We start from the raw sequence: 25,433 nt of genomic DNA on the forward strand, positions 1-25,433 counted from the left end.
TCAGTGGGCAAACAACGAGTTGCCCTTCTGCCCCGCCAGTTTCTCGGGCTTGATCAGGAACCGCGCCAGTGCCGGCAACAGCCACAGCGCACCGAACATGTTCCACAGCAACATGAAGGTCAGCATCAGGCCCATGTCGGCCTGGAACTTGATCGCCGAGAAGATCCAGGTGCACACGCCGATCGCCAGGCACAAGCCGGTGAACAGCACGGCTTTACCGGTGGACTTGAGTGTCTGGTAATACGCCTCTTGCAGGGGCAAACCGGCACGCAGGAAGCTTTCCAGGCGGCTGTAGATATAGATGCCGTAGTCCACGCCAATCCCCACACCCAGGGCCACCACCGGCAAGGTCGCGACCTTGACGCCGATGCCCATGAACGCCATCAACGCGTTGCCCAGTACCGACGTCAGCACCAGCGGCAGCACGATGCACAGGGTCGCCGCCCACGAGCGGAAGGTGATCATGCACATGGTTGCGACGCACAGGTACACCAGGATCAGGATGGTCAGTTCCGACTCCTTGATCACCTCGTTGGTCGCCGCTTCAATCCCGGCATTACCAGCGGCAAGGATGAATTCCAGGCCATCCTTGTTGTTCTCCTTGGCAAATTCCTGCACCGCATGCACCGCGCGGTCGAGGGTTTCGGCCTTGTGGTCGTTGAGGAACACCAGCACCGGCGCCAGGGAGCAATTGTTGTTGTACAGGCCATCGGCACGGGAGATCGAGCTGTTCAATACATCGGGGTTGCGCGACAGGGTTTCCCATTTCAGGTTGCCCTCGTTCATGCCCTTGATCATCTGCTTGGACACGGTCACCAACGAGATCGCCGACTGCACGCCCTCGGTGTTCTGCATCTTCCACATCAACTGGTCGATGGGCGCCATGGCTTCATAACGCGAACAGCCTTCGGCAGCGGTCTTGACCATCACCACCAACACATCGGAACTGGTGGAGTAGTTGCTGATGATGAAGTTGTTGTCTTTGTTGTAGCGCGAATCGGGGCGCAGTTCCGGCGCGCCCTGATCGAGGTCGCCGATCTTCAGGTTCTGGCTGTACCAGAGGCCGCCGCCAAAGGCGACCAGGGCCAGGGCGATGGAGATCGGGGCGACTTTCGGGCTGGCAAAATTCGACAGCAGGCGCCAGAACGAGTGTTCGCGGTTCGCGTCTTTCTTGCTCTTGGCGATGGCGCGCTTGCTGATGCCGACGTAGGAAATCGCCACCGGCAGCAGGATCAGGTTGGTGAACACGATCACGGCCACACCGATGGACGCACCGATGGCCAGTTCGCGGATCACGCCGATATCGATGATCAGCAGGGTAATAAAGCCCACCGCATCCGCCAGAATCGCGATCATCCCCGGCAGGAACAACTGGCGGAACGTGCGTCGCGCCGCCGTCAGCGCGTTGTCGGCCTCACTGGATTGCAGGGCGATCCCGTTGATCTTCTGCACGCCGTGGGAAATACCGATGGCAAAGATCAGGAACGGCACCAGCATCGAATACGGATCGAGGCCGAAACCGAAAAAGTGCATCAGGCCCAATTGCCAGATCACCGCCACCAACGTGGTGCTCAGTACGGCGATAGTGCTGCGCAGGCAGTTGGTGAACCACAGCAGCAGGATCAGGGTAATGACAAACGCGATGCCGAAGAACATCACCACCATCACCAGGCCATCGATCAGGTCACCGACCTTCTTGGCGAAACCGACGATGTGGATCTTGACGTTGGGGTTCTGCGCCTCGAACTTGTCGCGGATCTTGTCTTCGAGTTCATGGGAGAACTTGCGATAGTCCAGGGCCAGCAACTTGCCCTGGTCCTGCGGGTCCGGGTAGGCCTCCAACAACGGGATATCGACGATGCTCGACTTGAAATCGTTGGACACCAGGCGCCCGACCTGGCCGGACTTGAGCACGTTGTTACGCAGCTGATCGAGGCTTTCCGGCGAGCCGTTGTAGCTCTGCGGGATCACCTCACCGCCGGCAAAGCCCTCTTCGGTCACTTCGGTCCAGCGCACGCTGGGGCTCCACAGCGACTTGAGGCCCGAACGATCGACGCCGGAGATGTAGAACACCTCGTCGTTGATCTGCCGCAGGGTCTCCATGTATTCCTTCGTAAAGATGTCACCGTCCTTCGCTTCTACCGAGATGCGCACCGTGTTGCCCAGGTTCGCCAGGTCGTTGCGGTGCTCCATCATCTTCTCGATGAAGGGGTGCTTGAGGGGGATCATCTTTTCAAAGCTGGTGGACGGGCGAATCAACGTCGCCTGCCAGAACAGGAAAATGCTCACCAACAGGCAGATCACGATCACTGCCGGGCGGTTGTTGAAGATCAGGCGCTCAAGAAAGGTCGCTTTATCGTTGTGATGACTGCTCATTGAATCCCCGCCTTCTTATTATTTTGAGAGCTCTGCGCCGGCAACGGTGGAGACACGCACACAACCCTGCCCCGCGAGGATCAAATTGCCGTTGCCTGCCGCCGTCACGGCCGACAGTGAAATCCGGTCCGGGCGGTTGAAGACGCTGAAAGTTACCCCGTCGTCATGGCTGACCACCACGCTGCCGCCATTGCCGACGACCACGATGGCGCCGTCGTCCAGCAACGTCGCGCCGGACAAGCCGAACTCCAGCGCACCCCGCGCCGCCTTGAGCTCGACTTGCTCCCAGGTCGTGCCGAAATCCGTGGAACGGTACAGGTTGCCGCGCAAGCCATAGGCCAACAGGGTTTGCGGCTGCGCCGTGCTGATCACGCCAAACAGCGAGCCCTCGTAAGGGCCTTCGAGTTTTTCCCAGGTCTGGCCGTCATCGCTGGAGCGGAACATGCTGCCCTGCTCGCCGACGATAAACAGGCCGGCGTCCTTGATAAAGGAGATGGCGTTGAGGTGGAACTGGTCTTCGTTGTCGAGGCGGTCGCTGACATCGGCCCAGGTTTTGCCGCCGTCGGTGGTTTCGATCAGCGCACCGTACGCGCCGACGGCCAGGCCGTGGTTGGCGTTGTTGAACCAGATGTCGAGCAGCGGCGATTCGCGCTTGAGGTCTTGATACTGCTGGGTCCAGGTGGCGCCGCCGTCGGTGCTGGCAAGGATTTGCGCATCATGACCGACGGCCCAGCCTTGTTTGTCATCGACGAAAAACACCGCCGTGAGCAACTGTCGGGTGGGGACTTTGGCTTGCGTCCAGGTCGCGCCCTGGTCATCGGAATAGAGGATATGCCCACGATCACCGACCGCCACCAGGCGCTTGCCGGCGTGCACCACGTCGATCATCAGGCCTTTGGCGGCCTTGGGCGATTCAATTGCAAACACCGCCGCGGCGGGGGTATCGCCAGCGGCCTGGGCGGCGGTCGGCAACGCGACGGCCCCAAACAGCGAGAGCGCTGTGGCCAGCAACGCAACCCTGCGTGCGGCGCGTGGGCGGCAAACAACCCAACCCATGACAGGCTCACTCATAGACCTTCTCCCATTTATTATTGTTAGGTCATCTCGCCTTCCCGGGCTCTGAAACCTGCAATCTAGAGCGCCTGGAGGAAGCAGGGGCCATCCTATCGGGCTTTCGAATCGTCTGACAATCGGCGCTACGTTATCTTTTGTTAACTGGCGGCATTTGGCCACGGGCTGAATATAGCTGCATTCGCCAGAGTGATTACCTGCGCCTCTATGAATTTTTATTCTATCTATTGAAATTAGGGAATTTTTATTCCATTAATAGCGCCTCTGACAACAATAATGCAAAGGACCACGGCTATGCGTGAACTCGGAATCGGCTTGATCGGCACAGGCTTCATGGGCCGCGCCCATGCCTTGGCGTTCAATAACGCCCGTGCGGTATTTGAACTGCCGGTACACCTCAAGCTGGCCGCCCTGGCCGACGCCGATACCGAACGCGCACAGCGCTGCGCCAAGGATTGGGGTTTTGCCCAGGCCCACGGCGACTGGCAAGCGCTAATCAACGACCCCAATGTCGATGTCGTGGCCATCACCACTCCCAACCACTTGCACTACCCCATGGCCATGGCCGCCATCGCGGCCGGCAAGGCGGTGTACTGCGAAAAACCCCTGGCCGTCAGCCTCGAACAGGCAGACGCCATGCGCCGTGCGGCCAGTGCCGCCGGTGTGGTGACGCGCGTGGGCTACAACTACCAGCACAACCCGATGATCGCGCTGGCCAAGCAGATGATTGCCCGGGGCGACCTCGGCGAGATCATCAGCTTCCAGGGCGAGTTCAGCGAAGATTTCATGGCCGATCCGGCTTCCCCTTGGTCGTGGCGCTGCGAAGTGGAGCATGCCGGGGGCGCCCTCGCGGACTTGGGCAGCCACTTGCTGTCGATGGCGCGCTATCTGGTCGGCGATGTGACCAGCGTGTGCGCCGACACCCAGACCGTGCATGCCCAGCGCCCTGCCGTCAAAGGCAGCAGCGAGCACAAAGCCATTGCCGTGGATGACCAGGTGCACGCACTGCTGCGCTTCGCCAACGGCGCGCGCGGCACGGTCAGCAGCAGTTGGCTCAAGCACGGTTACAAGAACCACCTGAGTTTCGAGATCAGCGGGACCAAAGGTACGCTGGCCTTCGATCAGGAGCGGTTGAATGAACTGCAACTGTGCCGCGTTGGCCAGGACGGGTTCCAGCGCTTGTTGGCCGGCCCTGCCCTGCCCGGCTATGCGGCATTCAGCCCGGCGGCGGGCCATCAGTTGGGTTACAACGAGTTGAAGACGTTGGAAGTGCAGGAGCTGATCATGGCCGTGGCTGGCCAGGGGTCGGATGGCACCGACTTTGAAGCGGCGTGGGCGGTCGAGCAATTGGCAACAGCGATTCGCATTGCCGCCAGCGAAGAACGCTGGGTCAAAGTAAGCACCGTTTAAAACCCACCGCTGATCCCCTGTGGGAGCTGGCTTGCCCGCTCCCACATTTGGATCAGCAGCGCCTGAGCGTCAGCGCAACGCCCGGCGCAGCACTTTGCCCACGGTAGTCTTGGGTAATTCCGTCGTCCGAAACTCCACATACCGGGGCACCTTGTACCCCGTCAGATACTCCCGGCAGTGCGCAAGAATCTGCTCCTGCGTCAGGTTCGGGTCCTTGCGCACCACGATGATCTTCACCTTCTCGCCCGTCACCGGGTCTTCCACGCCGATGGCCGCCACTTCACTGACGCCGGGGTGCAGTGCCACCACATCTTCGATTTCATTGGGGTACACGTTGAAGCCCGAGACCAGGATCATGTCTTTCTTGCGGTCCACCAGGCGGATAAACCCGCGCGCGTCCATCACCCCGATATCACCCGTCGACAGCCACCCCTCGCCATCCAGCACCTCGGCGGTTGCATCCGGGCGTTTCCAGTAGCCCTGCATCACCTGCGGGCCGCGCACTTGCAGTTCGCCCTGCTCGCCAATCTCGGCCAACTCGCCGTCTTCACGCACAAAGCGCACCCAGGTGGACGGCAACGGCACGCCAATGCTGCCGGTAAACTCCATCTCACGCATGCGCGCGATATTGATCGGGCTGATGCTCACCACCGGCGAACACTCGGTCAGGCCGTAACCCTCGATGATCGGCAGCCCGGTGACTTCCTGCCAGCGCTTGGCCACCGCCGTGTGCGTCGCCATGCCGCCGGCGATCACCATGCGCAGGTCGGAAAAGTCCCGCGCGCAGAACTCCTTGTTCTCCAGCAAGCCATTAAACAAGGTGTTGACCCCGGCGATGCCGTTGAAGCGCTCCTTGCGCAGGATCATCTGCACCCGCTTCACATCCCGAGGGTTGGCGATCAGGATGTTGCGCCCGCCCAGGCACATGAACATCAGGCAGTTCACCGTCAGGGAAAAGATGTGGTACAGCGGCAACAAGGTGACGTTGGTTTCCTGCTTGTCCTGGTCCAGTTGGTCGCCGACCCAGGCCTTGGCTTGCAGCAGGTTGGCGATGATATTGCGATGGCTGAGCATCACGCCCTTGGCGTCGCCGGTGGTACCGCCGGTGTATTGCAGGAACGCCAGGTCATCGAGCTGCATGGCCACCGGGAAGTGGTTCAGGCCACGCCCTTGCTTGAGCGCCTGGTTGAACCGCAACGCACCCGGCAGCTTGAATGCAGGCACCTGCTTTTGCACGGTGCGCAGGATGAAGTTCATCGCCGCGCCCTTGAAGGTGCCCAGCAGGTCGCCGATGGCCGCGATCACCACGCGCTTGACGCTGCTGCCGGCGATGACTTTTTCCAGGGTGTGGGCGAAGTTCTCGAAGATCACCACGGTTTCGGCTTCGCTGTCCTTGAGCAAGTGCTTGAGTTCATGGGAGGTGTACAGCGGGTTGACGTTGACCACCACCGCACCGGCCAGGATCGTGCCCAACAGGCAGATCGGGTACTGCAAGCAATTGGGCATCATCAGCGCCACGCGGTCGCCCTTTTTCACCCCCTGGCCCTGTAGCCACGCGGCAAACGCGAAGCCCTGGACTTCCCAGTCGGCGTAGGTCATTTCCGTGCCGATGCTGACGTAGGCCACACGCTCGCGGAATTTTTCCAGGTGCTCCAGGAACACTTCCCGCAACGACGGGTAAGCCTCAATCCCCGCGTCGATGTCCGCCGGCACGCCGGGCAGGTAAGCGTCCAACCAGATCCGTTCGGCTTGTTCCAGGCTCACAGTGCTCATGGCAGTTTCCTTATTGTTGTTTTGGATAGCGCTACTTTTCGACGATGGCGGTAATGCCCAGCCCGCCCGCCGCACAGATCGAAATCAGGCCACGGCCGCCGCCGTTTTCATGAATGGTCTTGGCCAGCGTCGCCAGTTGCCGGCCACCGGTGGCGGCGAAAGGATGGCCGCAGCCCAGGGAGCCGCCATTCACGTTCATTTTGGCGCGGTCGATGGCGCCCAGCGGCGCGTCCAGGCCCAGGCGTTCACGGCAGTAATCGGCGTCTTCCCAAGCCTTGAGGGTGCACAGGACCTGGGCGGCAAAGGCTTCATGGATCTCGAAGAAATCAAAGTCGGCAAAGCTCAGGCCTTCGCGCTTGAGCATGCGCGGCACGGCGTAGGCCGGGGCCATCAGCAGGCCTTCAGTGCCATCGACAAAATTCACCGCCGCCGTCTCGCCGGTGCGCAGGTAGGCCAGCACCGGCCAGCCATTGGCCGCAGCCCATTCTTCACTGGCCAGCAACACTACCGAGGCGCCATCGGTCAGCGGTGTCGAGTTGCCAGCGGTGAGGCTGCCGTTGTCACGGTCATAGGCCGGCGCCAGGCTGGCGAGCTTGGCCAGGCTGGTGTCGGCGCGCAGGTTGTTGTCCCGGGCCAGGCCGTGATGGGGGCTGATCAGGTCGTCGAAGAAGCCGCGTTTGTAGGCCGCGTCCAGGCGCTGGTGACTGGTCAACGTCAGCTCATCCTGGGCCAGGCGCTTGATCTGCCAGCGCTTGGCCATTTCCTCGCAGTGCTCGCCCATGGACAAGCCGGTGCGCGGCTCGCCATTGCGCGGCAGCAGCGGCTTGAAAAACATCGACGGACGCACCTTGAGCAAGGCCTGCACCTTGCCACCCAGGCCTTTGGCGCGGTTGGCCGCGAGCAAGGTGTGACGCAGGGATTCGTTGATGCCGATGGGCGCGTCGGAGGTAGTATCGGCACCTCCAGCGATGCCCACGTCGATCTGGCCGAGGGCGATTTTATTGGCCACCAGCAACGCCGCCTCCAGGCCGGTGCCGCAGGCTTGCTGCACATCGTATGCGGGCGTGTCCGGTGACAAGGTGGTGGACAGCAGCGACTCACGGGCCAGGTTGAAATCCCGCGAGTGCTTGATCACCGCCCCGGCGGCAAACTCACCCAGGCGCTGGCCGTGCAGGTTGTAGCGGTCCACCAGGCCTTGCAGCGCCGCCACCAGCAAGTCCTGGTTGCTGTCGTGGGCGTACACCGTGTTGGAGCGGGCAAACGGGATGCGGTTGCCACCGATAATCGCCACGCGGCGAGTCGGGGCCGGGTTGAAGCTGTAGTCAGTCATCGACGGTTCTCATTCCAGACAAATAGCCCACGCATATGCGGTTTATCACCGGCGAAATTGCGCACTTCAAACTCGCGGCGCGGGCCGTTTACGGGGTGGTTCCACAGCGCGACCTGGCCGGGCAGGAAGATCGGCAGTTTGAAGTCGCAATGGGCCTCGGCCTGCGCCAGTCCACCGGGCGGTTGCTGGGCGGCAAGCGCGCGGCCCAGGGTCCACATGCCGTGGGCGATGGCGCGGCGAAAGCCAAAGAGTTTGGCGCCGATCAGCGAGGTGTGGATCGGGTTGAAGTCCCCCGATACCCGGGCAAAGCGCCGCCCCAGATCGGCCGGCAACACCCAGCGCTGGGTGCGCAACAGGCCTTCTTCCTGCAACGCCAACGCGTCATTCCAGGGTTCGCCGACGGGATCCTTGACGTCCCGGCGCAGGTACAGGCTGTCGCTTTCCCACACCAGAGTGCCGGCGCTGTAGGCACGGGTAGCGATACTCAACGCCTGCCCCTTGGCATGGGCGACCCAGCGCTCGCAATACACCTCCAGGCGCAGCGCCTGGCCCTCCTGCAAACGCTGATGCTGGCGAATGCGATTGGCCAGATGCACCATGCCGCTGGCCGGATAAGGAAAGCTCGGCCGCGTCAGCAACATCAAGTGCAGCGGGAACGCCAGCACATGGGGATAGGACAATGGCACGCCCTGCTCCGGGCGAAACCCGCAGGCACGGCCATAGGCGGCAATATCGGTGGCCTGCAACGCTACGGCCGAACGCACCAGGCGTTCAGTCGGCAATACCGGTGCACCATCCAGCTTTGGTTTGCGCAGGGCACGCACGCCGTCGCGCAACAGCTGGGTGCGCGACGGGGGTGGATCGATAATCTGCGTCACGTAGTCCATGGCTCAAGCTCCCAGCAGACTTTGTCCGCACACCCGTACGACTTGTCCGTTGACCCCGCCGGAAGCCGGGTGCGCCAGCCAGGCGATCGTCTCGGCCACGTCAATCGGCTGCCCGCCCTGGGACAGCGAATTCATGCGCCGCCCCGCTTCGCGGATCATCAACGGAATCTTCGCGGTCATCTGGGTTTCGATAAACCCCGGCGCCACCGCATTGACCGTGACCTGCTGCGCCGCCGCGCGCGGCGCGAGGCCTTGCACCAGGCCAATCACCCCGGCCTTGGAGGTGGCGTAGTTGCTTTGCCCGAGGTTGCCGGCGATGCCGGAGATCGACGACACGCACACAATGCGCCCACCGGGGTTGAGGCCCTGGCTGTCCAGCAACGCCTCGCTCAGGTGCAGGGGCGCGTCCAGGTTGACCGCCAACACACTGCGCCACGCGGCCTCGGTCATCTTGGCGATGGTCTTGTCACGGGTGATCCCGGCGTTATGCACCACCACGTCAAATGCGCCGTATTGACTGACATGGGCGTGCAACAGCGCAGCGGCGTCGGCGGCGGTGATGTCCAACGGCAATGCCGAACCGCCCACACTGGCCGCCGCTTGTTGCAGCGAGTCCTGGGCCTGGGGCACATCCACACACACCACGTGGGCACCGTCGCGGGCCAGCACCTGGGCAATCGCCAGGCCGATGCCACGGGACGCACCGGTGACCAGCGCGCGGCGACCGGCGAAAGGCTTGTCCCAGTTGACCGTCACGTGACCGTCCACGGGGTTTTCCACGCGCACCACCTGCCCCGAAACGTAGGCCGAGCGGCGCGACAGAAAGAAGCGCAGGCTGCTGTCCAGCGCATCTTCGGCCCCCGGCGCCACGTAGAGCAATTGCACGGTGATCGCACGGCGCAGCTCCTTGGCCAGGGAGCGCACCAAACCTTCGAGGGCGCGCTGGGCGATGGCCTGGGGCAAGTCCGCGCAGTGTTCCGGCGCGGTGCCGAGCACCACCACACGGCCGTGCTGGCTGAGACGCTTGCCGTTGGCATGGAAGAATTCATACAGCTCATCCAACTGTTGCAGGCCGCTCACGCCGCTGGCGTCGAACACCGCACCCTGCACCTTGCCGGTGGACGGTGCCTTGAGCGTGGCCGCAGCAGCGGTGACCGTATCGGTGGCGCTGAAGAGCTGTTGCACCTGCGCAGCCAGGCGCCCTGCCCCGGCGACGATCACCGGGTTGGCCAAGCCCTGCTGGCCGCTGCGATGGCGTTGCAATGGCAGCGGTTGCGGCAAGCCGATGGCCTGGGCGAGGCGGCGGCCCCAAGGGGAATTGACGAACGTTAGATAGCTGTCACTCATAGATAAACCCACTCACAACACTGTCTTGACCTGTAAACCCGATCCCTGTGGGAGCTGGCTTGCCTGCGATAGCGGTGTATCAGGTACACCGTCATCGCGGGCAAGCCCGGCTCCCACATCGACCGTGTTACGGCTAGTTGACCGAGGCGTTTTCGCCCTGGCTGCTACGGCGCTTGGCCACCGGCTCCAGCGCCTGCTTGCGCTGCTGCAACGCCTCCAGCAAACCAAAGTCCTGCGGGAAGTCGTCCACCTGGATGGCGTGATCGGCGTATTCCACATAGCGCGCGAGCAAGGCGTCTTCGTCATCGCTGATCAGGTCCAGCGCGCGCGCCTTGACCCGCCACGCGGTGAAGGCCGTGGCCGAGATCGGCAGCGGTTCGAGCAGGCCTTGCTTGATCGCAGGCTTGAGGCGCGCGTCGATCAACTCCACCTGTGGCAACAAGCGGAAGCCCAGTTCGCCGTAGGCCAACTTGTCGATTTCCGGACGAGGAATGTAGGAATTGGCCAGCAAACGGTCACGGGTTTCGCCGGGGGTTTGCACCACATCCGCCACCTGCGCCAACAGGCGATCCGACGGTTTGCGCAGGGGAATGCCCCACGGAAAACTCAAGCCACGCACCACCGCCGCAGCGGCTTTGGATGGGTAATTGTCGAGCACTTCGGCGAGGGCTTCATGGGCGCGCAGCAACGCATCCTGCGCCGCCCAATGCACCAGCGGCAGGTCCGCCTGGGGCCGGCCGTCGTCCTCAAAACGCTTGAGCACGCAGGACAGGATGTACAGCTGCGACAGAATATCTCCCAAACGCCCGGTGATACTTTCCTTGCGCTTGAGGGCACCGCCCAGCACGCCCATGGACACGTCCGAGATCAACGCCAACACCACTGACAGACGATTGGCCTGGCGGTAGTAGGACGCCAGCGCCGGATCGGTCTTGGCCGGCACGGCAATCAGCCGCCCACCCGTCAGCGCATGCACCGCCGCGCGTACGGTATTGGCCAGCACAAAACTCACATGGCCGAACATGGCGCTGTCAAAGTCTTCCAGGGACTGGCGCCGGTCCGGGTTGCGCGCCGCTTCCATCTCGCGGAACACGTAGGGATGGCAACGGATCAGGCCCTGGCCAAAGATGATCAGGCAGCGGGTCATGATATTGGCGCCTTCCACCGTGATGGCGATGGGGCTTTGCTGATAGGCACGGGCGAGGAAGTTGTTCGGCCCCATGCAGATGCCCTTGCCGGCGACGATGTCCATGCCGTCGTTGACGATGATCCGCGCGCGCTCGGTGACGTGGTACTTGGCAATGGCGGAGATCACCGAAGGTTTTTCACCGGCATCCAGGGACGCCACCGAGACTTTGCGCACCGCATCGCACGCATACAAATGCCCGGCCATGCGTGCCAGTGGCGCCTGCACGCCTTCGAACTTGCCAATGGGCAGGCCGAACTGCTTGCGCATCGCCGCATACGCGGTGGTGCCGCGCACGGCGACCTTGCCCAGGCCGACGTTGGCCGACGGCAGGGAAATCGCCCGTCCGGCTGCCAGGCATTCCATCAGCATGCGCCAGCCGTTGCCGACTTGCTCGCGGCCGCCGATCACCCACTCCAGTGGGATAAACACGTCCTTGCCGGTGGTCGGGCCGTTCTGGAACACCGCATTCAACGGCCAGTGCCGGCGGCCGCTGTTGACCCCGGGGTGATCCGTGGGAATCAACGCGCAGGTGATCCCCAGCGAACCGGCCGGGCCGAGCAAACCGTCGGGGTCTTCGGCGCGGAACGCGAGGCCGAGCACGGTGGCAATCGGGCCGAGGGTGATGTAGCGCTTGTCCCAGGTCACACGAAAACCCAGCACTTCCTCGCCTTCATGACTGCCTTTGCAGACGATGCCCAGGTCGGGGATCGCCCCGGCGTCGGAGCCGGCATAGGGGCTGGTCAGGGCGAAACACGGGATGTCCTCGCCCCGCGCCAGGCGTGGCAGGTAGTAGTTGCGCTGGGCGTCGGTGCCGTAATGCAGCAGCAACTCGGCCGGGCCCAGGGAGTTGGGTACCATCACCGAAATCGCCGCCGCCGAGCAGCGCGTCGACAACTTCATCACCACCTGCGAATGGGCGTAGTGGGAGAAGCCTTTGCCGCCGTACTGCTTGGGAATGATCATGCCGAGAAAGCCGGCGTCCTTGGTGTACTGCCAGCCTTCGGGGGACATGTCCTGCCACACCTGGGTGGTTTCCCAGTCGTTGGCGATGTCGCACAGGGTTTCCACTTCGTTATCGAGGAAGGCCTGTTCTTCCGCGCTGAGGCTGGCGGGGGCGGCTTGCAGCAGGCGCTGCCAGTCGGGTTTGCCGCTGAACAGCTCGGCGTCCCACCACACGGTGCCGGACTCGATTGCGGCGCGTTCGGTGTCGGACATGGCCGGCATGATGGTGCGAAACAGGGCCAGGGCCTTGCTGGACAAGAGCGTGCGACGCAGGGGTTTGATCGCCATCAGCAACGCCGGCGCCAGCACCAGCAACGCTGCGACCGTGACACCCAAGCCCTCGACCCCATTGATCAGGTAACCCACCGCCAGCCAGACCAGGCCAGCGCCCAGCCACAAGGTGGCCGCCGCTTGTCGATACGCCAGGGCAATCGCTGCTGCGACACCCGCCAATAACCAGATAACCATGGGGATACCTCTACTCGATTCAGGGTACGGCCTCGGTGCGACAGCCCGGAAAAGCTGCGGCGTAAGGCCACACTACAAACTCGCAAAGCATTTTTCAAATTTTGTTTTGAAATTTTTATTTAATGCTTGGGCGAAAAAAAACAGCGGCTGAACGGGTCAGCCGGATCAATCAACACACAACAAAGGAATGAGGATGAACCACGGGATAACGGCAGCAAGATGCGCTTGATGCCCTCTTCCATCATCCTCGATCAATCATCAGAACGCGTAGGTGGCCGACACACTGACCACATCGCCCGACGACTCGGCTTTGCCGTCGAGGCTCGCGCCCCCTAGGCGGTCGACGTTCTTGGTCTTCAACTTGACCTCCTGCACGAACTGGTGAGAGTACGCCACGTCAAGGCTCAAGCCCTTGATCGCTTTGACCTCGTACCCCGCGCCCAATGAAAGGAATGTACGGTCGCCGTCTGGAATCCGTGGGTCACGGGTCGAATTACGGGTTGGCGTCTGGTCAAGGGCCACACCCGCGCGCAGGGTCAGCTCATCCGTGGCGCGGAAGTCGCCACCCACGGAGTACATCCAGGTGTCTTTGTAGTTGTAGGGAATGGAGACAATGGTGATATCGCCGGATTTGAGCGTCAGGTCCTTGAACGACGACCATTGAGTCCAGGCCACACTGGCGCCCAACGTGAAACGGTCGTTGAACTGGTGGACCCAGTCAAAGGCCGCCGTGGCAGGAATGTCCAGTTGGGTGCTGGCATGCGCGCCATCCGGGAACAGCTTCAGCCCAGGGTAAGCCTCTTCGACCAGCGTGCCACTGCCACCAAACGGGCTGGGTTGGGTCATCAGGTTGTAGGAAAACTGATCGGCGTAGATATTGTATTTGCCGGTCATTTTGTTCTTGATCTTGGCGTGATAGTTCAGGCCCAGGGTGTCTTGCGGGGTCGGTTTCCAGACGATGCCGGTGAACCAGCCCGCCGAGATGTTATCGACCTTGACCCGCATCAGCGCGCCACCTACCCCTGCCGGGAAATCGATGCCGCCCAACAACTCGGACTGGGAGTTGGAGGCCGCCGCCAGCAAGTCGATATTCTGGCTGACGAAGCCTTTGCTGTGCTGGACGATGACACCCACCACCAATCGAGAACTGGTCGTTCACCTTGAACGAAAGAGAACCGGTCAGGCCGACGGTTTCAATCTTGGTGTCTACCGCAAAATCCCGCAGTTTGGAGTCCGAATCCCACGTTGAGCGCATGCCTTGCGGAACCACCTGGCTCAGGCCGAACGCAAAGCGGTCACCCAGGGGCATCACCATGAAACCGGTGGGCAACCAGGCGGTGAACCCGCCTTCGCCGCCATCGTTATTGTTCACCGTGGCCTCTGAGCCCGGGAACCCTTCGTCAGTGACCGGCGTGTTGGTCACGGGGTTGCCGAGATAGTTGTTGGCCTCCCCTTTGTACTTGATCTTGATTCGCGCGTAATCGACGGTGAATTGCGCAACGTTGTGCTCAACAAATGCCATGGCCGCCGGGTTGTTGTAGGCGGAACTGGGATCGTTCTTGAACAGCGAACCACCACCAAACGCACGTCCCCAGCCCTGCGCACCATAGGTCGGTGTGGAGAAGCCACCGGCTTGCACCGGCGCGGCAACCATCACCCCTCCCATCAGCGCCAACCCCAGCAATACCTGTACCTGTTGTTTTTTATTATTCATGCGGCACTCCTTATTGTTATCTCACTGAACCGACCCCAGCCGGTTCGTCATGCTGCTTGGTTCGCCTGGTCAAAGGCGGTACTTCGAATAGCGGCGCCAGGATCAACCTCAAGGGTTGATCGTCAGCACCGGCGAAGGCTTGAAGGTCAACGCGGTGATCTTGCAAGTGGCATTCATCGTGTATGGGCTAGCCAGATTGAAGGCGCTGCTGGCAGCGCTCCATTGCAGGCTCAAGGTGCTTGGCGTCGCACAACTGTCGTAGGCCGCCTTCTCACTGAAACCGGCAAGCGTTGCCGTATTCGCGCTGGTGGGCAGCAACGTCCAGGGCAAGTTGAGCGGTGCCGAATAGGTACACAGCAAATTGGTACCGCTGACGGGGGTAAAGGTGGCGCCGGTAATGGTTGCGTGGCTGCCATCGGCGGCGACCTGGCCGGTCAGGGTGAGGTTGCAGGGAACCGGGGTCCACGCGAGCATCTTGACCGCTGTGGAAATCGAACCCGTGGTGGTAAATGCAGTTCCCGCTTGTGCAAACGTGGCCGCTGTTGCCATCGATGAGGTGAACACCACACCCAGCAGCAGTGCGGCCAAGGAAATTCGTGAGCTGACGCTTTGCATTGTCTTGGTCCTCAGACATTTTATTTTTCAGCCGGCTCCGCCAGCGTCTAGTCGTTAACGTGGTGCATTGATCAGGGAATGATGGACGTAGCGGGTATGGCGACGTTCAACGACGCCACTGCGCAACTACCCGGCAGGTACATGTTGAGTGCCGATACGTTCACAACACCGGGTCCATTTACCAGCCCTACCGAAATAGTGGCGGGACCGCAGTTAGAGGCAGGAATAATTGGAAGAAGCGCTGTAATCACGAAGCCGACATTGCTCAGTTCGCCAGTCGTCAACGTGGTCGGCGTTAACTTCCAGGTTGCACCGTTGTTCATCTGAATTCTTTGGCACAGCGGCTCAGTGCCCGAAAACCTGACGTACTGGATGTCGGCCGCTGAACCATCCAGCCGCACACCACCGGTCAGCTGAATACGGCAAGTGACGGACGCACCAAAAGAGGACGGCGTCTTCAACGTAATCGTGCCGGTTGGACTGGTGGTGAACTGCAAACCCGGGCTGCTGAACGTCGCGGCACTGGCGCCCAAAGGCACACTCACCCACAACGCAAACAATCCTGCTCCTGCGAAGGCATGTAGTCTTTTCATCATCTTCCCTACCTGTCCGGTCAACCCAATCACCTATAAACAGGTGCCCCGCGAGAGGCACCTGCGTTGTTACGGGTGATCAGCCCTTGTTACGGAGCGTCGCTATCAAGGAACGATGGTCACGCCAGTAGCGGTGACATTCAGCGACTGCACGGTGCAGCTGCCTGACAGTGGCTGGTTGGTAGCCCCCAGGGTGATGGACGACGCCGTAGACGCTAGGGTTACGGCGATCTGCGATGGGCCGCAGTTGGTGGCCGGGATCAGCGGTGGAGCACCGGTGATGGTGTAGCCGACGTTGGTCGCGGTGCCGGTGGTGGTGGTGACAGGCGTCAGCAGCCAAGGCAGGCCGGTAATGTTGGGCAAGTTGCACAGGGTGCTGGAGCCCGGGGAGATCGTTACGTTGGTGATATCAGCTTTACCATCGGCGCGAACCGTCCCTTGGAATACCGCCTTACAGGTCACGGCCCCCCCAAATGAAGACGGCGACTTCACCACGATGGTGCCAGTGGCATCCGTGGTAAACGTTTTGCCCGCTGGGCTGAACGACGCCGCATTGGCCATTGAGGCCGCACCCATGCAAACAGCCAAAGCAGTCAACGATACGAGGGTTTTCAAACTTTTCATTGTTGTTCCTCACATGTTATGGCGAAGTCATTTCGCCAGGGGGTAATGGCCATGAACGAGAGGTCACGGTGAAACACAGCAGAACTTCCCTTTCCAGCCAAATCTCAATTCGATTACCGCAACTACATCTGACGCTTATTCCACAACTTTGAAGTTGGGCGGCATCTTGATCGACACCGTCTTGATCTTGCAGTCTTCGCCAATCGGCACATTGCTGGCTTCCAACTTGCCGGTGGCGTTATCCCACGTACCGTCGGCGGTGGAAGGCCCACACTTGCCGCCCAGGCCGAAGGCGTGCACGTCCACGCTGATCTTCGACATGGAGCCGCTCTTGGTATCTTTGGCGATCAATACCCAGGGCAAGTTGATGGCTTCAACCCGGCTGCACTTGAGGCCGCCGTCGAATTCGACTTTGTCGACATTCACCGACGAACCATCCGCCGCGACCTTGCCGGCCACCTTGATGGTGCAGTCGGCGCTGATCAGCGCGCCCTTGGAAAAGCTGATGGGGCCCTGGGCCGTGAAGGCACTGCCGGCCGGCTCGATGCGCGCGGCCTGGGCCTGGTGATAGACGATCAGCCCCAATGCGGCCAATACGATATGGGTGGTGAACTTGGCAGGTGCTTGCATGGTGTACGTCCTTCCCTTGAAATTATTTTTGTTAGGGTCAAACAACTTTCTTGCAACTAACCGGGGGAAACCGTGGGCGATAGAAACCTGCGCGATACACAGATCCCGAGTACGCCCACTTACGTGTTAGTTCACATCAGAACGGCTTGGCACTGCCGCTGTACTTCTCCAGATACTTCAAGCGTTGTGACGGCTGAAGATTGGTCAGGGTGATATCCCCGGCGTAATGATTTAGTACACGGTGATCCATGCGCCGGCGCCACAAGTAAGGCACATAAGCCCAGACAATCATGCTCGCGTAACCGTAGGGCAGTTGCGGCGACTCATCGAAGTGACGCAGCGACTGATAACTACGCGTTGGGTTGGCATGGTGATCGGAGTGCCGTTGCAGTTGGAACAGGAAGATATTGGTCACAATCCGATTGCTGTTCCAGGAGTGCCGAGGCGAGCAACGTTCATAACGCCCATTCGGTAACTTCTGGCGTTTCAGGCCGTAGTGCTCGACGTAGTTCACCACTTCCAGCAAGGAGAACCCGTAGATGCCCTGGATGATCAGGAACGGAATCACCGCCGCTCCCAGCCAGGCAATCATCGCGCCCCACAACACCACGCTGTACATCCAGGCGCTGAGCACGCCGTTCTGCCAGTGCCAGGCGGGCAAGCCGAGTTTGCGCAGGCGTTCACGCTCCAGGTTCCACGCCGAGCGGGCGCTGAACCACACCGAGCGCGGCAGGAAGGCCCAGAAGCTCTCGCCCAGGCGCGAGCTGGCCGGGTCTTCCGGGGTGGCCACACGGACGTGATGGCCACGGTTGTGTTCGGTGTAGAAGTGCCCGTAGAACGTGGGCGCCAGGGTGACCTTGGCGAGGAACACTTCCAGGGCGTTGGGCTTGTGGCCCAGTTCATGGGCGGTGTTGATGGCGATGCCGGTTGCCGCGCCGGTGGACATGGCCATGCCCAGGTAGGTGAACCAGCTCGGTTCGCCATGCAATTGGGTGCGCGCGGTGATGTAGCTGGCAGCGTGGGAAAGCCAGCTGGAAGGGTCCAGTGTGGCAGCGGCTTGCAGCAGGCCGCCCTGGATGATCCATTCAATGCCGCCGGCGGCGAGCCAGCCGGTGATCACCACCGACGAGATCACAAACAGCACACCGGTGTAGACGATCCAGCGGTAGTAGCTTTGCGATTCCAGGTGGCTGACGGCGGATTCAGGTGGGTTGCTGACGTCTTCGCCGAGCAGGCCATCGATCAGCGGGATCAGGCCGAAGATCACCAGTACACCGACCCACCACAGTTGCTGGATGCCGGTGGTAATGGCCAGTGCGCCGGACAACAGAGGGGTGGCCAGCGGCATGATGCCCAACCACCACAGGTGGCGCTTGCCGTCGGTCCATACGCTTGGAGCCGCCAGAGTCTGATTCATGACAGGCTCCTTGGCAGGCGGGCAGAATACAGGTCCGAGGAGCGCTGAATGCTCCCGAAAACCAACCATGCGATAAAAGACGTTTTTTTCATTTTTATTCGCTCTTAGGCATTTCAAAAATCATTTCAAAATATAAATTGAAATATTTTTTTAAATAAATAACGCGGAATCGATAGGTCGTCAACTACTTTTTCGAGGCCTTTTTCATGTGACCGGGCAGTCTCTTTTTCAGCCGTTTGGTCAGGTCTCTAGAGCAAGCATTTGCGACAGCCCAACCCGCAACAGAGGCCACGCTTATTTGTTCGCCAGGGCGAACGGCGGGTGCAAAAGCGTCGCGCCTTGTGGTGCACGCATCCGCTTGGCGACCTGCTGCACCACCTCCACCACGCGCGCGGTGGCAGTGATCGGCAGCATGTGGCCACGCCCTTCCACCAACTGCAGCTTCACCCCCGGGACCTTGTCGACCAGGGCCTGGCCATGCTTGCGAAAGTCCAGCACCTGGTCGCGCGAACCGTAGACCAGGCCAATGGGCAGGGTCAGTTGCGGGTAGCGCTTGACCATCCCCGGCAGGTGATCATTGACCGTGTTGATCTCGGTGGAAGCCGCGTAGAAGTTGCCGGGCCGCATGCCGAGCAAGCCGCCGCCGCGGGTGGCGAAGTCTGCCGGCGCGGGGTCGGGGGCAAACACGCCCTTGACCACCGAGCCTTTGGTCAGCAGCCCGATGGGCATGGTCAACGTGTGGGCCATCCAGCGCCGCAACCACGCCGGACGTACCGCCAGCGACAGGAACACCAGCGGCAACAGGCGCTGCGGATGGGTCAGCGGCGCCACCAGCACCAACCCGCCTACCGCCTCGGGATGGTCGAGGGCCAATGCCAGGGAAATCGCCCCGCCAAGGGAATGCCCCAGCACCAGCGGTTTATCCAGATCAAGGGTCTTGATAAAGGCGGCAATCTGCCGGGCCTGGCCTGGCAGATCAGCCGGGGTGCCCGTGTGGCGCGTGGAATAACCCGACCCCGGGCGATCCAGGGTAATCACCCGAAACTGCGCAGCCAACTGGCCGGACAAGGCATACGTCAGGTTGCGACTGCTGCCCATCAGCCCATGAATCATCACCAGCGGTGGGCCCTTGCCCTCTTCTACATAATGAAAGCGCTCGCCCTCCACCTCGACAAAGCGCCCGTTGCTCGGTACCGCCGCTTCGATGCGCCGGGTCATCCGCGCACTGAAAGCCCACAGCAATGCACTCGCACCCACTAACACAGCCGCAGCAATAACCCATTCGACAGCCATAGCTCGGTCCTCTGCTTCCCTGCGGCTGGCGACCCGACCGGAATTGATCAAGGCCTCAGCCATCGCCCACACCCTGGACTTGGACTTCGTGCATAGCGTGCTCGTCCGTCGGACAAGTCGCACCTGTAGAACAAGGTCCTAGCGTAGGCGATATTTTCAGGTAGATTATTTAAAATCTTTTTTAAAATAATTAATTCATTTTTTCTTTGCAATGGTGTTCTATCTAAAACACACAACAAAAACAGGAGCACATGAGATGCCCATAGAGGACAGCCTATGAATGCCCACGACGATGCCATCGACATCGCCATCATCGGTTCCGGCTTTGCCGGCCTGTGCATGGCCATCAAGCTCAAGGAAGCCGGGCTCACCGACTTCTTCATTGCCGAGCAGGCCGACACCCTCGGCGGCACCTGGCGCGACAACCACTACCCCGGTTGCGCCTGCGACGTGCAATCCCACGTGTATTCGTTTTCCTTTGCGCCCAACCCGGAGTGGACGCGGCAGTTCGCGCCGCAAGCGGAGATCCGCGCCTACCTGGAGCAATGCGCCCGGCGTTATGAACTGGCGCCCTATATGCGTTTTGGCATGGGCCTCGAGCGTGCGGTGTTCGACGAGCAGCAACAACGCTGGCAGCTGCGCTTCAGCGGCGGCCGCCAGGTCAGTGCGCGGGTGCTGGTGTCGGGCATGGGCGGCCTGTCGCGCCCGGCGTTGCCCCTGATCCCGGGGATCGACAGCTTCAAGGGCAAGCGCTTCCACTCCCAGCAGTGGGACCACGACTATTCACTGAAAGGCAAACGCGTGGCCGTGATCGGCACCGGTGCCAGCGCCATTCAATTCGTGCCGCAGATTGCACCGCAGGTGGCCCACCTGGACCTGTTCCAGCGCACCCCGCCGTGGATCATGCCCAAGCCCGACCGGGCGATTTCATCCGCTGAACGCTGGCTGTTCAAGCACCTGCCGTTCACCCAACGCCTGGTGCGCAGCGCGTTCTACTGGGCCCTGGAAGGCCGCGTCGTGGGCTTTGCCCTGCACCCACGGCTGATGAAAATGGTGCAGAAGATCGCCCAGCGCCACCTGCACAAACAGGTTGCGCGCCCTTCCCTGCGCAAAACCCTGACACCGGACTACACCATCGGCTGCAAGCGCGTGTTGATCTCCAACGATTACTACCCGGCACTGTCCCGCAGCAACGTCGAGGTGGTCACCGACACCGTGCTGCGCATCGAAGCCGACGGTGTGGTCACCGCCAACGGCATCAAGCACCCCGCCGATTGCCTGATCTTCGGCACCGGGTTCCAGGCCGCCGACCCACTGCCCCGCGATTGCATCATCGGCCGCGATGGCATCGACCTGATGGACACCTGGCACGACGGCGCCCACGCCTACAAGGGCACCACGGTGCCGGGTTATCCGAACCTGTTCCTGATCGTCGGGCCCAACACCGGCCTGGGGCACAACTCGATGATCCTGATGATCGAGGCCCAGGTCACTTACATCCTCGACGCCATCCAGCAGATGCAGCGCCATCGCATCGCCACGGTGGAGGTCAAGCCCGCCGTGGAACAGGCCTACAACCTGCGCGTGCAGGCCAGGCTGCAGCGCACGATCTGGAACACCGGCGGCTGCCAGAGCTGGTACCTCGACCCGCGCACCGGCAAGAACACCACCCTGTGGCCCGGTTCGACCTGGCGCTTCAAACAGGTCACCCGGCATTTTGCCCTCAAGGATTACGTGGCCAAGCTGCTGCCGATCCAGCCACCCCGCCCGGTCGCCACGCCCCACAGCGCCGCCGAAAGGAGCTTGTCATGAAGTCATTCAACGGTCGCGTCGCGGCCATCACGGGCGCCGCTTCCGGCATGGGCCGCGCACTCGCCCTGGCCCTGGCGCGGGAAGGTTGCCACCTGGCACTGGCCGACAAGAACGGCCCGGGGTTGTTGCAGACCGTGGCAATCATCAAGGCCTCCACGCTGTCGCCGGTGATGATCACCACCCACACGGTGGACGTGTCCGACCGCGAGGCCGTGCAGGCCTGGGCCACCGACACCTTCGTGCAGCACGGCCAGGTCAACCTGATCTTCAACAATGCTGGCGTGGCGCTGTCGAGCACCGTGGAAGGCGTGGACTATGCCGATCTTGAGTGGATCGTCGGTATCAATTTCTGGGGCGTGGTCCACGGCACCAAGGCATTCCTGCCGTACTTGAAAGCCAGCGGCGACGGCCATGTGGTCAACACCTCCAGCGTGTTCGGCCTGTTTGCCCAACCCGGCATGAGCGGCTACAACGCCACCAAGTTTGCGGTGCGCGGCTTTACCGAGTCGCTGCGCCAGGAACTCGACCTGCAACGCTGCGGCGTGTCCGCAACCTGCGTGCACCCGGGCGGGATTCGTACCGATATCTGCCGCAGCAGCCGTATCGACGCGAACATGACCGGCTTTCTGATCCACAGCGAACAACAAGCCCGCGCCGACTTCGAAAAGCTGTTTATCACCGACGCCGACAAAGCCGCCAACGTGATCCTGCAAGGCGTGCGCCACAACAAGCGCCGCGTGCTGATCGGCCGTGACGCCTACTTTCTCGACCTGCTCGCCCGCTGCCTGCCGGCGGCCTATCAAGCGCTGGTGGTGCTGGCCAGCAAGCGCATGGCGCCAAAACCGCGCAGCCAGGTCTTGGAAACCCATGACGAGTCCCGTCTCTGAACAGGAGCACCTGCCATGTTGCCGATCCGTCGCGACCTCCACTTCACATTGCCCGCCGAACGTATCAAGGACTGGCATGAACAAGGGCCGTTCATCACGCACTTTTTCAATGCCCTGTCGCTGCTGTTTCCCCAGGGCGAGCTGTTTTTCATGGACAGCGTGCGCCACTACCGCGCGCGCATCATTGATCCCGAGCTGAAAAAACAGGTCCAGGGGTTTATCGGCCAGGAAGCCATGCACAGCCGTGAACACGTGGCCTACAACGACTTGCTGCAAGCCGCGGGCCTGCCGGCGCACACCCTGGACCGGCGCCTGAAGTTCATCCTCGACTGGCAGAAAAAACACTTCCCGCCGTCATTCAACCTGGCCATCACCATTGCCCTTGAGCACTACACCGCGATGCTCGCGGAGATCCTGCTCAGCGACCCGTCGCGCTTTGGCGACTCACTCAAGGGTTATCAGCAGATGTGGTACTGGCACGCCCTTGAAGAAACCGAACACAAGGCCGTGGCCTTCGACGTGTGGAACCGCGTGATAAAGCCCGGGCCCAAGCGCTACTTGCTGCGTACGGGGACCATGCTCACCACCACGGTGTTCTTCTGGCTGGTGGTGTTCGATTTCCACCTGCGCCTGCTGATTGCCGACCGCAAGGCCGGCGGGCACTTGAAGGGCTTCTGGCGCATGCTGAAGTTTCTGTATGGGCCACGGGGTGTGTTCCCACGGATGTTTCGGCCCTGGCTGGATTACTTCCGGCCCGGTTTTCACCCCTGGGACCACGACAACCGCGCGCGCCTGGAACGCATCGACGGCTTGGTCGCAGACGTCGAACGCAGCTACCCCTCGACCTAAGCCTCGGCCAGCGCCGCACGTTCGCGCACAAACCCCTGCAACTGATCGCCCGGCAGCGCCTTGCTGAAATACCAGCCCTGGATAAACAGCTCGCTGCCGGTATTCAGGAAGGCCAACTGCTCGGCGGTCTCCACCCCTTCGACCACCACGCCGAGGTTCAGCGCCTCGCAGAAGCGCAACATGCCCGTCAGCACCTGGGCGCCTTTGGGGTCGCATTGGGCGAGCACGAAACTGCGGTCGATCTTGATGAAATCCACCGGAAACTGGTGCAGGTAACTCAGCGCGGAAAACCCGGTGCCGAAGTCATCGATATACACCTTGGCGCCGATGGCCTGCAGTTTCTCGATGGTCTGGCGCGTGGCCTGGATATCGCTCACCAGCGCGTCTTCGGTGATTTCCACCGACACCTGGCCATGGGCCTGGGCCAGGATCTTCACCAGGCGATTGCCGTAGGCCGGGTCGGTCAAGGTGGCGCTGGAGATATTGATCGTCATCGGCAGCGCAAACCCCAACGCCTGCCAATGCTGGTACTGACGCACGGCCTCGGACGCCACCCACACATCCACATCCGGCATCAGCCGCGCCTGCGCCAGCCACTGCAAGAATTCCCAGGGCGAATGCACCGTGCCCTGGCTGTCACGCGCGCGCATCAGGGCTTCGCAGCCGGTACACAGGCCGGTCAGGGTGGACACTTGGGGTTGGTATTCGAGGTAGAACTCATAGTCGCTGATCTGCTGGATACGGCTCAGTTCACTGGCCTGGCGCGCAATCGCCTTGTGGGACGCCAGCACCGGGTCGGCCTCCAGCAGGCGGCCTTTTTCTTCGAGGCCGCGAAAGGTCATGTCCAGCGAGCGCAGGTACACCGTGCCGCCTTCGGCCGGTTGGCGATGGATCGCCCGTACATAGGGCGCGTAGATCAGCGTGCCGACGCCCAACAAGACCAGTTGCAGCACCACCGCCGCCATATCGCCGTGGGTGCTGAGGTAGGCGTTGAGCAGCACCGGCGAAGTGAATGGCACGCTGGCCACCGCCGGCGATACCCAGCCCCATTGCACCACCGTCAACGCGGCCATCGTGTTAAACGCCGGTACCAGCAGAAACGGAATGAACAGGCGCGGGTTCAGGATGATGGGCAAGCCGAACAACAGCACTTCGCTGACGTTGAACAACGACAGCGGCACACTGGCAATCGCCAGCAAACGCATGGATTGGCTCTTGGAGAACAGCAGGATCGCCACCAGCAGACACAGGGCGCCGCCGGAACCGCCGATAAACGCAAAACTGCCCAACAGGCCGCTGTTGAGCGTGTACCTGATCGGCTCACCGGCAGCCAATGCCGCGGCGTTGAGCACCACGGCCTGGTCGAGCACGTCGAACAACGGCTGCATGGCGTACACGCCATGGATGCCAAAAAACCACAGCAGCGAATTCATCAAGGTCACGAACAGGCCGCTGCCGTAGGGCGAATCCAGCGCTTCGAGCACTTGCGGGCCCTGCAACTGCGCCACATAGGGAATCTGCAACAGCAGCGACAACACCACCACCAGGGCCAGCGCCGTCACGGCACCGGGCAGCACCATATTGATCGTGCCGCGCAAGTTGTGCCCCACCAGGTCCTCGTTGACCAGGCGCGTCCAGCGGTAACGGTGCAACCAGGCAATGGCCGGCACATTGAGCAAGGGCGAGGCAATCGCGATAAACAGCACAAACGTGGCCGACGCGCGTGGGTACTCACGCAGGATAAACGTGGCCACCACCACATGGGCCAGGCACAGGAACGCCACGGGCAGCTGGGGCAAGCGGTACTGGATCGCCAGCATGTAACCAATGGACGCCGCCACCAGCAGCGGGATGACCGAGCTGATCTGGTTGTGCAGGCCGGCCAGGAAGCTCACCAACTGTGGATCGAACCCCAGCACCCGCGCGCCTTCGGACAAGATCAAAAAACCCGCCGACACCAGCAGGCACGGCAGGATCCACAACAGCCCTTCGCGAATCGCGCGCAACGACTCGGTACTGGCCAAGGCAGCCAGACGCTGGGTAAAAAACAGCTTGAACAGCGTTTGCGCCATGACCCATCCCTCTGTCCATCGCGGGGCGAAAATACCGGCTAACGCTACACGTCCTGATACAGGGAATGAAAGGC

At 61.6% G+C, this 25,433-nt stretch carries 18 protein-coding genes and 1 pseudogene; 4 read left to right on the forward strand and 15 right to left on the reverse strand.

Going from position 1 to position 25,433, the window contains the following annotated elements:
* Together PSH87_RS15165 and PSH87_RS15170 are read right to left on the reverse strand one after the other, a co-directional pair.
* Positions 1–2,376 (reverse strand): RND family transporter, encoded by a 2,376-nt coding sequence (locus PSH87_RS15165; RefSeq protein WP_017739140.1) that lies wholly within the window; start codon positions 2,374–2,376, stop codon positions 1–3.
* A gap of 18 nt (positions 2,377–2,394) precedes the next feature.
* Positions 2,395–3,432 (reverse strand): YCF48-related protein, encoded by a 1,038-nt coding sequence (locus tag PSH87_RS15170; protein WP_305434323.1) that lies wholly within the window; start codon positions 3,430–3,432, stop codon positions 2,395–2,397.
* A gap of 309 nt (positions 3,433–3,741) precedes the next feature.
* Between PSH87_RS15170 and PSH87_RS15175 the strand changes: the two genes are divergently transcribed.
* A complete protein-coding gene (locus tag PSH87_RS15175; protein ID WP_305430047.1) occupies positions 3,742–4,857 on the forward strand; it encodes a Gfo/Idh/MocA family protein in 1,116 nt (371 codons plus the stop codon).
* Between the two features lie 69 nt (positions 4,858–4,926).
* Here the strand turns inward: PSH87_RS15175 and PSH87_RS15180 are convergent, their stop codons facing one another.
* The 12 genes and pseudogenes from PSH87_RS15180 to PSH87_RS15235 form a co-directional block, all read right to left on the reverse strand.
* On the reverse strand, positions 4,927–6,630 hold the full coding sequence (locus PSH87_RS15180) for an AMP-binding protein (protein WP_305430048.1): 1,704 nt from the start codon (positions 6,628–6,630) through the stop codon (positions 4,927–4,929).
* Positions 6,631–6,661: 31 nt separating this feature from the next.
* Entirely contained in the window at positions 6,662–7,960 is a 1,299-nt protein-coding gene (locus PSH87_RS15185; protein ID WP_305430049.1) for an acetyl-CoA C-acetyltransferase, read from the reverse strand.
* Complete coding sequence (locus tag PSH87_RS15190) at positions 7,957–8,847, reverse strand: MaoC/PaaZ C-terminal domain-containing protein (protein WP_305430050.1); 891 nt, start codon at positions 8,845–8,847, stop codon at positions 7,957–7,959. Before PSH87_RS15190 ends, PSH87_RS15185 begins: the two co-directional genes overlap by 4 nt.
* Before the next feature lie 3 nt (positions 8,848–8,850).
* Positions 8,851–10,194: a 3-oxoacyl-ACP reductase gene (locus tag PSH87_RS15195; RefSeq protein WP_305430051.1), complete on the reverse strand. Its 1,344-nt coding sequence runs from the start codon at positions 10,192–10,194 to the stop codon at positions 8,851–8,853.
* Between the two features lie 133 nt (positions 10,195–10,327).
* The gene (locus tag PSH87_RS15200; protein ID WP_305430052.1) at positions 10,328–12,853 is read right to left on the reverse strand and encodes an acyl-CoA dehydrogenase; all 2,526 of its coding nucleotides are present in this window, start codon (positions 12,851–12,853) and stop codon (positions 10,328–10,330) included.
* 258 nt (positions 12,854–13,111) lie between these two features.
* Positions 13,112–14,567, reverse strand: a pseudogene (locus PSH87_RS15205) (outer membrane protein transport protein).
* A 108-nt stretch (positions 14,568–14,675) separates the two neighbouring features.
* The gene (locus PSH87_RS15210) at positions 14,676–15,182 is read right to left on the reverse strand and encodes a protein activator (protein WP_305430053.1); all 507 of its coding nucleotides are present in this window, start codon (positions 15,180–15,182) and stop codon (positions 14,676–14,678) included.
* Positions 15,183–15,253: 71 nt separating this feature from the next.
* Positions 15,254–15,778 carry an alkane oxidation protein activator PraB gene (gene praB / locus PSH87_RS15215; protein WP_305430054.1) on the reverse strand — a complete coding sequence of 175 codons (525 nt, stop codon included), beginning with the start codon at positions 15,776–15,778 and terminating at the stop codon, positions 15,254–15,256.
* A 102-nt stretch (positions 15,779–15,880) separates the two neighbouring features.
* On the reverse strand, positions 15,881–16,399 hold the full coding sequence (gene praB, locus PSH87_RS15220; protein ID WP_305430056.1) for an alkane oxidation protein activator PraB: 519 nt from the start codon (positions 16,397–16,399) through the stop codon (positions 15,881–15,883).
* Between the two features lie 135 nt (positions 16,400–16,534).
* The gene (gene praA, locus PSH87_RS15225; RefSeq protein ID WP_017739150.1) at positions 16,535–17,029 is read right to left on the reverse strand and encodes an alkane oxidation protein activator PraA; all 495 of its coding nucleotides are present in this window, start codon (positions 17,027–17,029) and stop codon (positions 16,535–16,537) included.
* A 136-nt stretch (positions 17,030–17,165) separates the two neighbouring features.
* Complete coding sequence (locus tag PSH87_RS15230) at positions 17,166–18,446, reverse strand: alkane 1-monooxygenase (protein WP_305430058.1); 1,281 nt, start codon at positions 18,444–18,446, stop codon at positions 17,166–17,168.
* Positions 18,447–18,740: 294 nt separating this feature from the next.
* Complete coding sequence (locus PSH87_RS15235) at positions 18,741–19,739, reverse strand: alpha/beta fold hydrolase (protein ID WP_305430059.1); 999 nt, start codon at positions 19,737–19,739, stop codon at positions 18,741–18,743.
* 276 nt (positions 19,740–20,015) lie between these two features.
* On the opposite strand from PSH87_RS15235, the gene PSH87_RS15240 reads away from it, so the two are divergent.
* Genes PSH87_RS15240 through PSH87_RS15250 form a run of 3 tightly spaced genes read left to right on the forward strand, consistent with a single transcriptional unit; the run spans position 20,016 to position 23,287 of the window.
* Positions 20,016–21,551, forward strand: a complete 1,536-nt coding sequence (locus PSH87_RS15240; protein WP_305430060.1) for an NAD(P)/FAD-dependent oxidoreductase — start codon at positions 20,016–20,018, stop codon at positions 21,549–21,551.
* On the forward strand, positions 21,548–22,438 hold the full coding sequence (locus PSH87_RS15245; protein WP_017736997.1) for an SDR family oxidoreductase: 891 nt from the start codon (positions 21,548–21,550) through the stop codon (positions 22,436–22,438). Before PSH87_RS15240 ends, PSH87_RS15245 begins: the two co-directional genes overlap by 4 nt.
* 15 nt (positions 22,439–22,453) lie before the next feature.
* A complete protein-coding gene (locus PSH87_RS15250; RefSeq protein WP_017736998.1) occupies positions 22,454–23,287 on the forward strand; it encodes a metal-dependent hydrolase in 834 nt (277 codons plus the stop codon).
* On the opposite strand, the gene PSH87_RS15255 is transcribed toward PSH87_RS15250, so the two are convergent.
* A complete protein-coding gene (locus PSH87_RS15255) occupies positions 23,284–25,359 on the reverse strand; it encodes an EAL domain-containing protein (RefSeq protein ID WP_017736999.1) in 2,076 nt (691 codons plus the stop codon). The two genes, PSH87_RS15250 and PSH87_RS15255, sit on opposite strands and share 4 nt — an antisense overlap.
* Positions 25,360–25,433 lie beyond the last annotated feature (74 nt).

The sequence above is a fragment of the Pseudomonas sp. FP453 genome (assembly GCF_030687495.1).
GTDB lineage: Bacteria > Pseudomonadota > Gammaproteobacteria > Pseudomonadales > Pseudomonadaceae > Aquipseudomonas.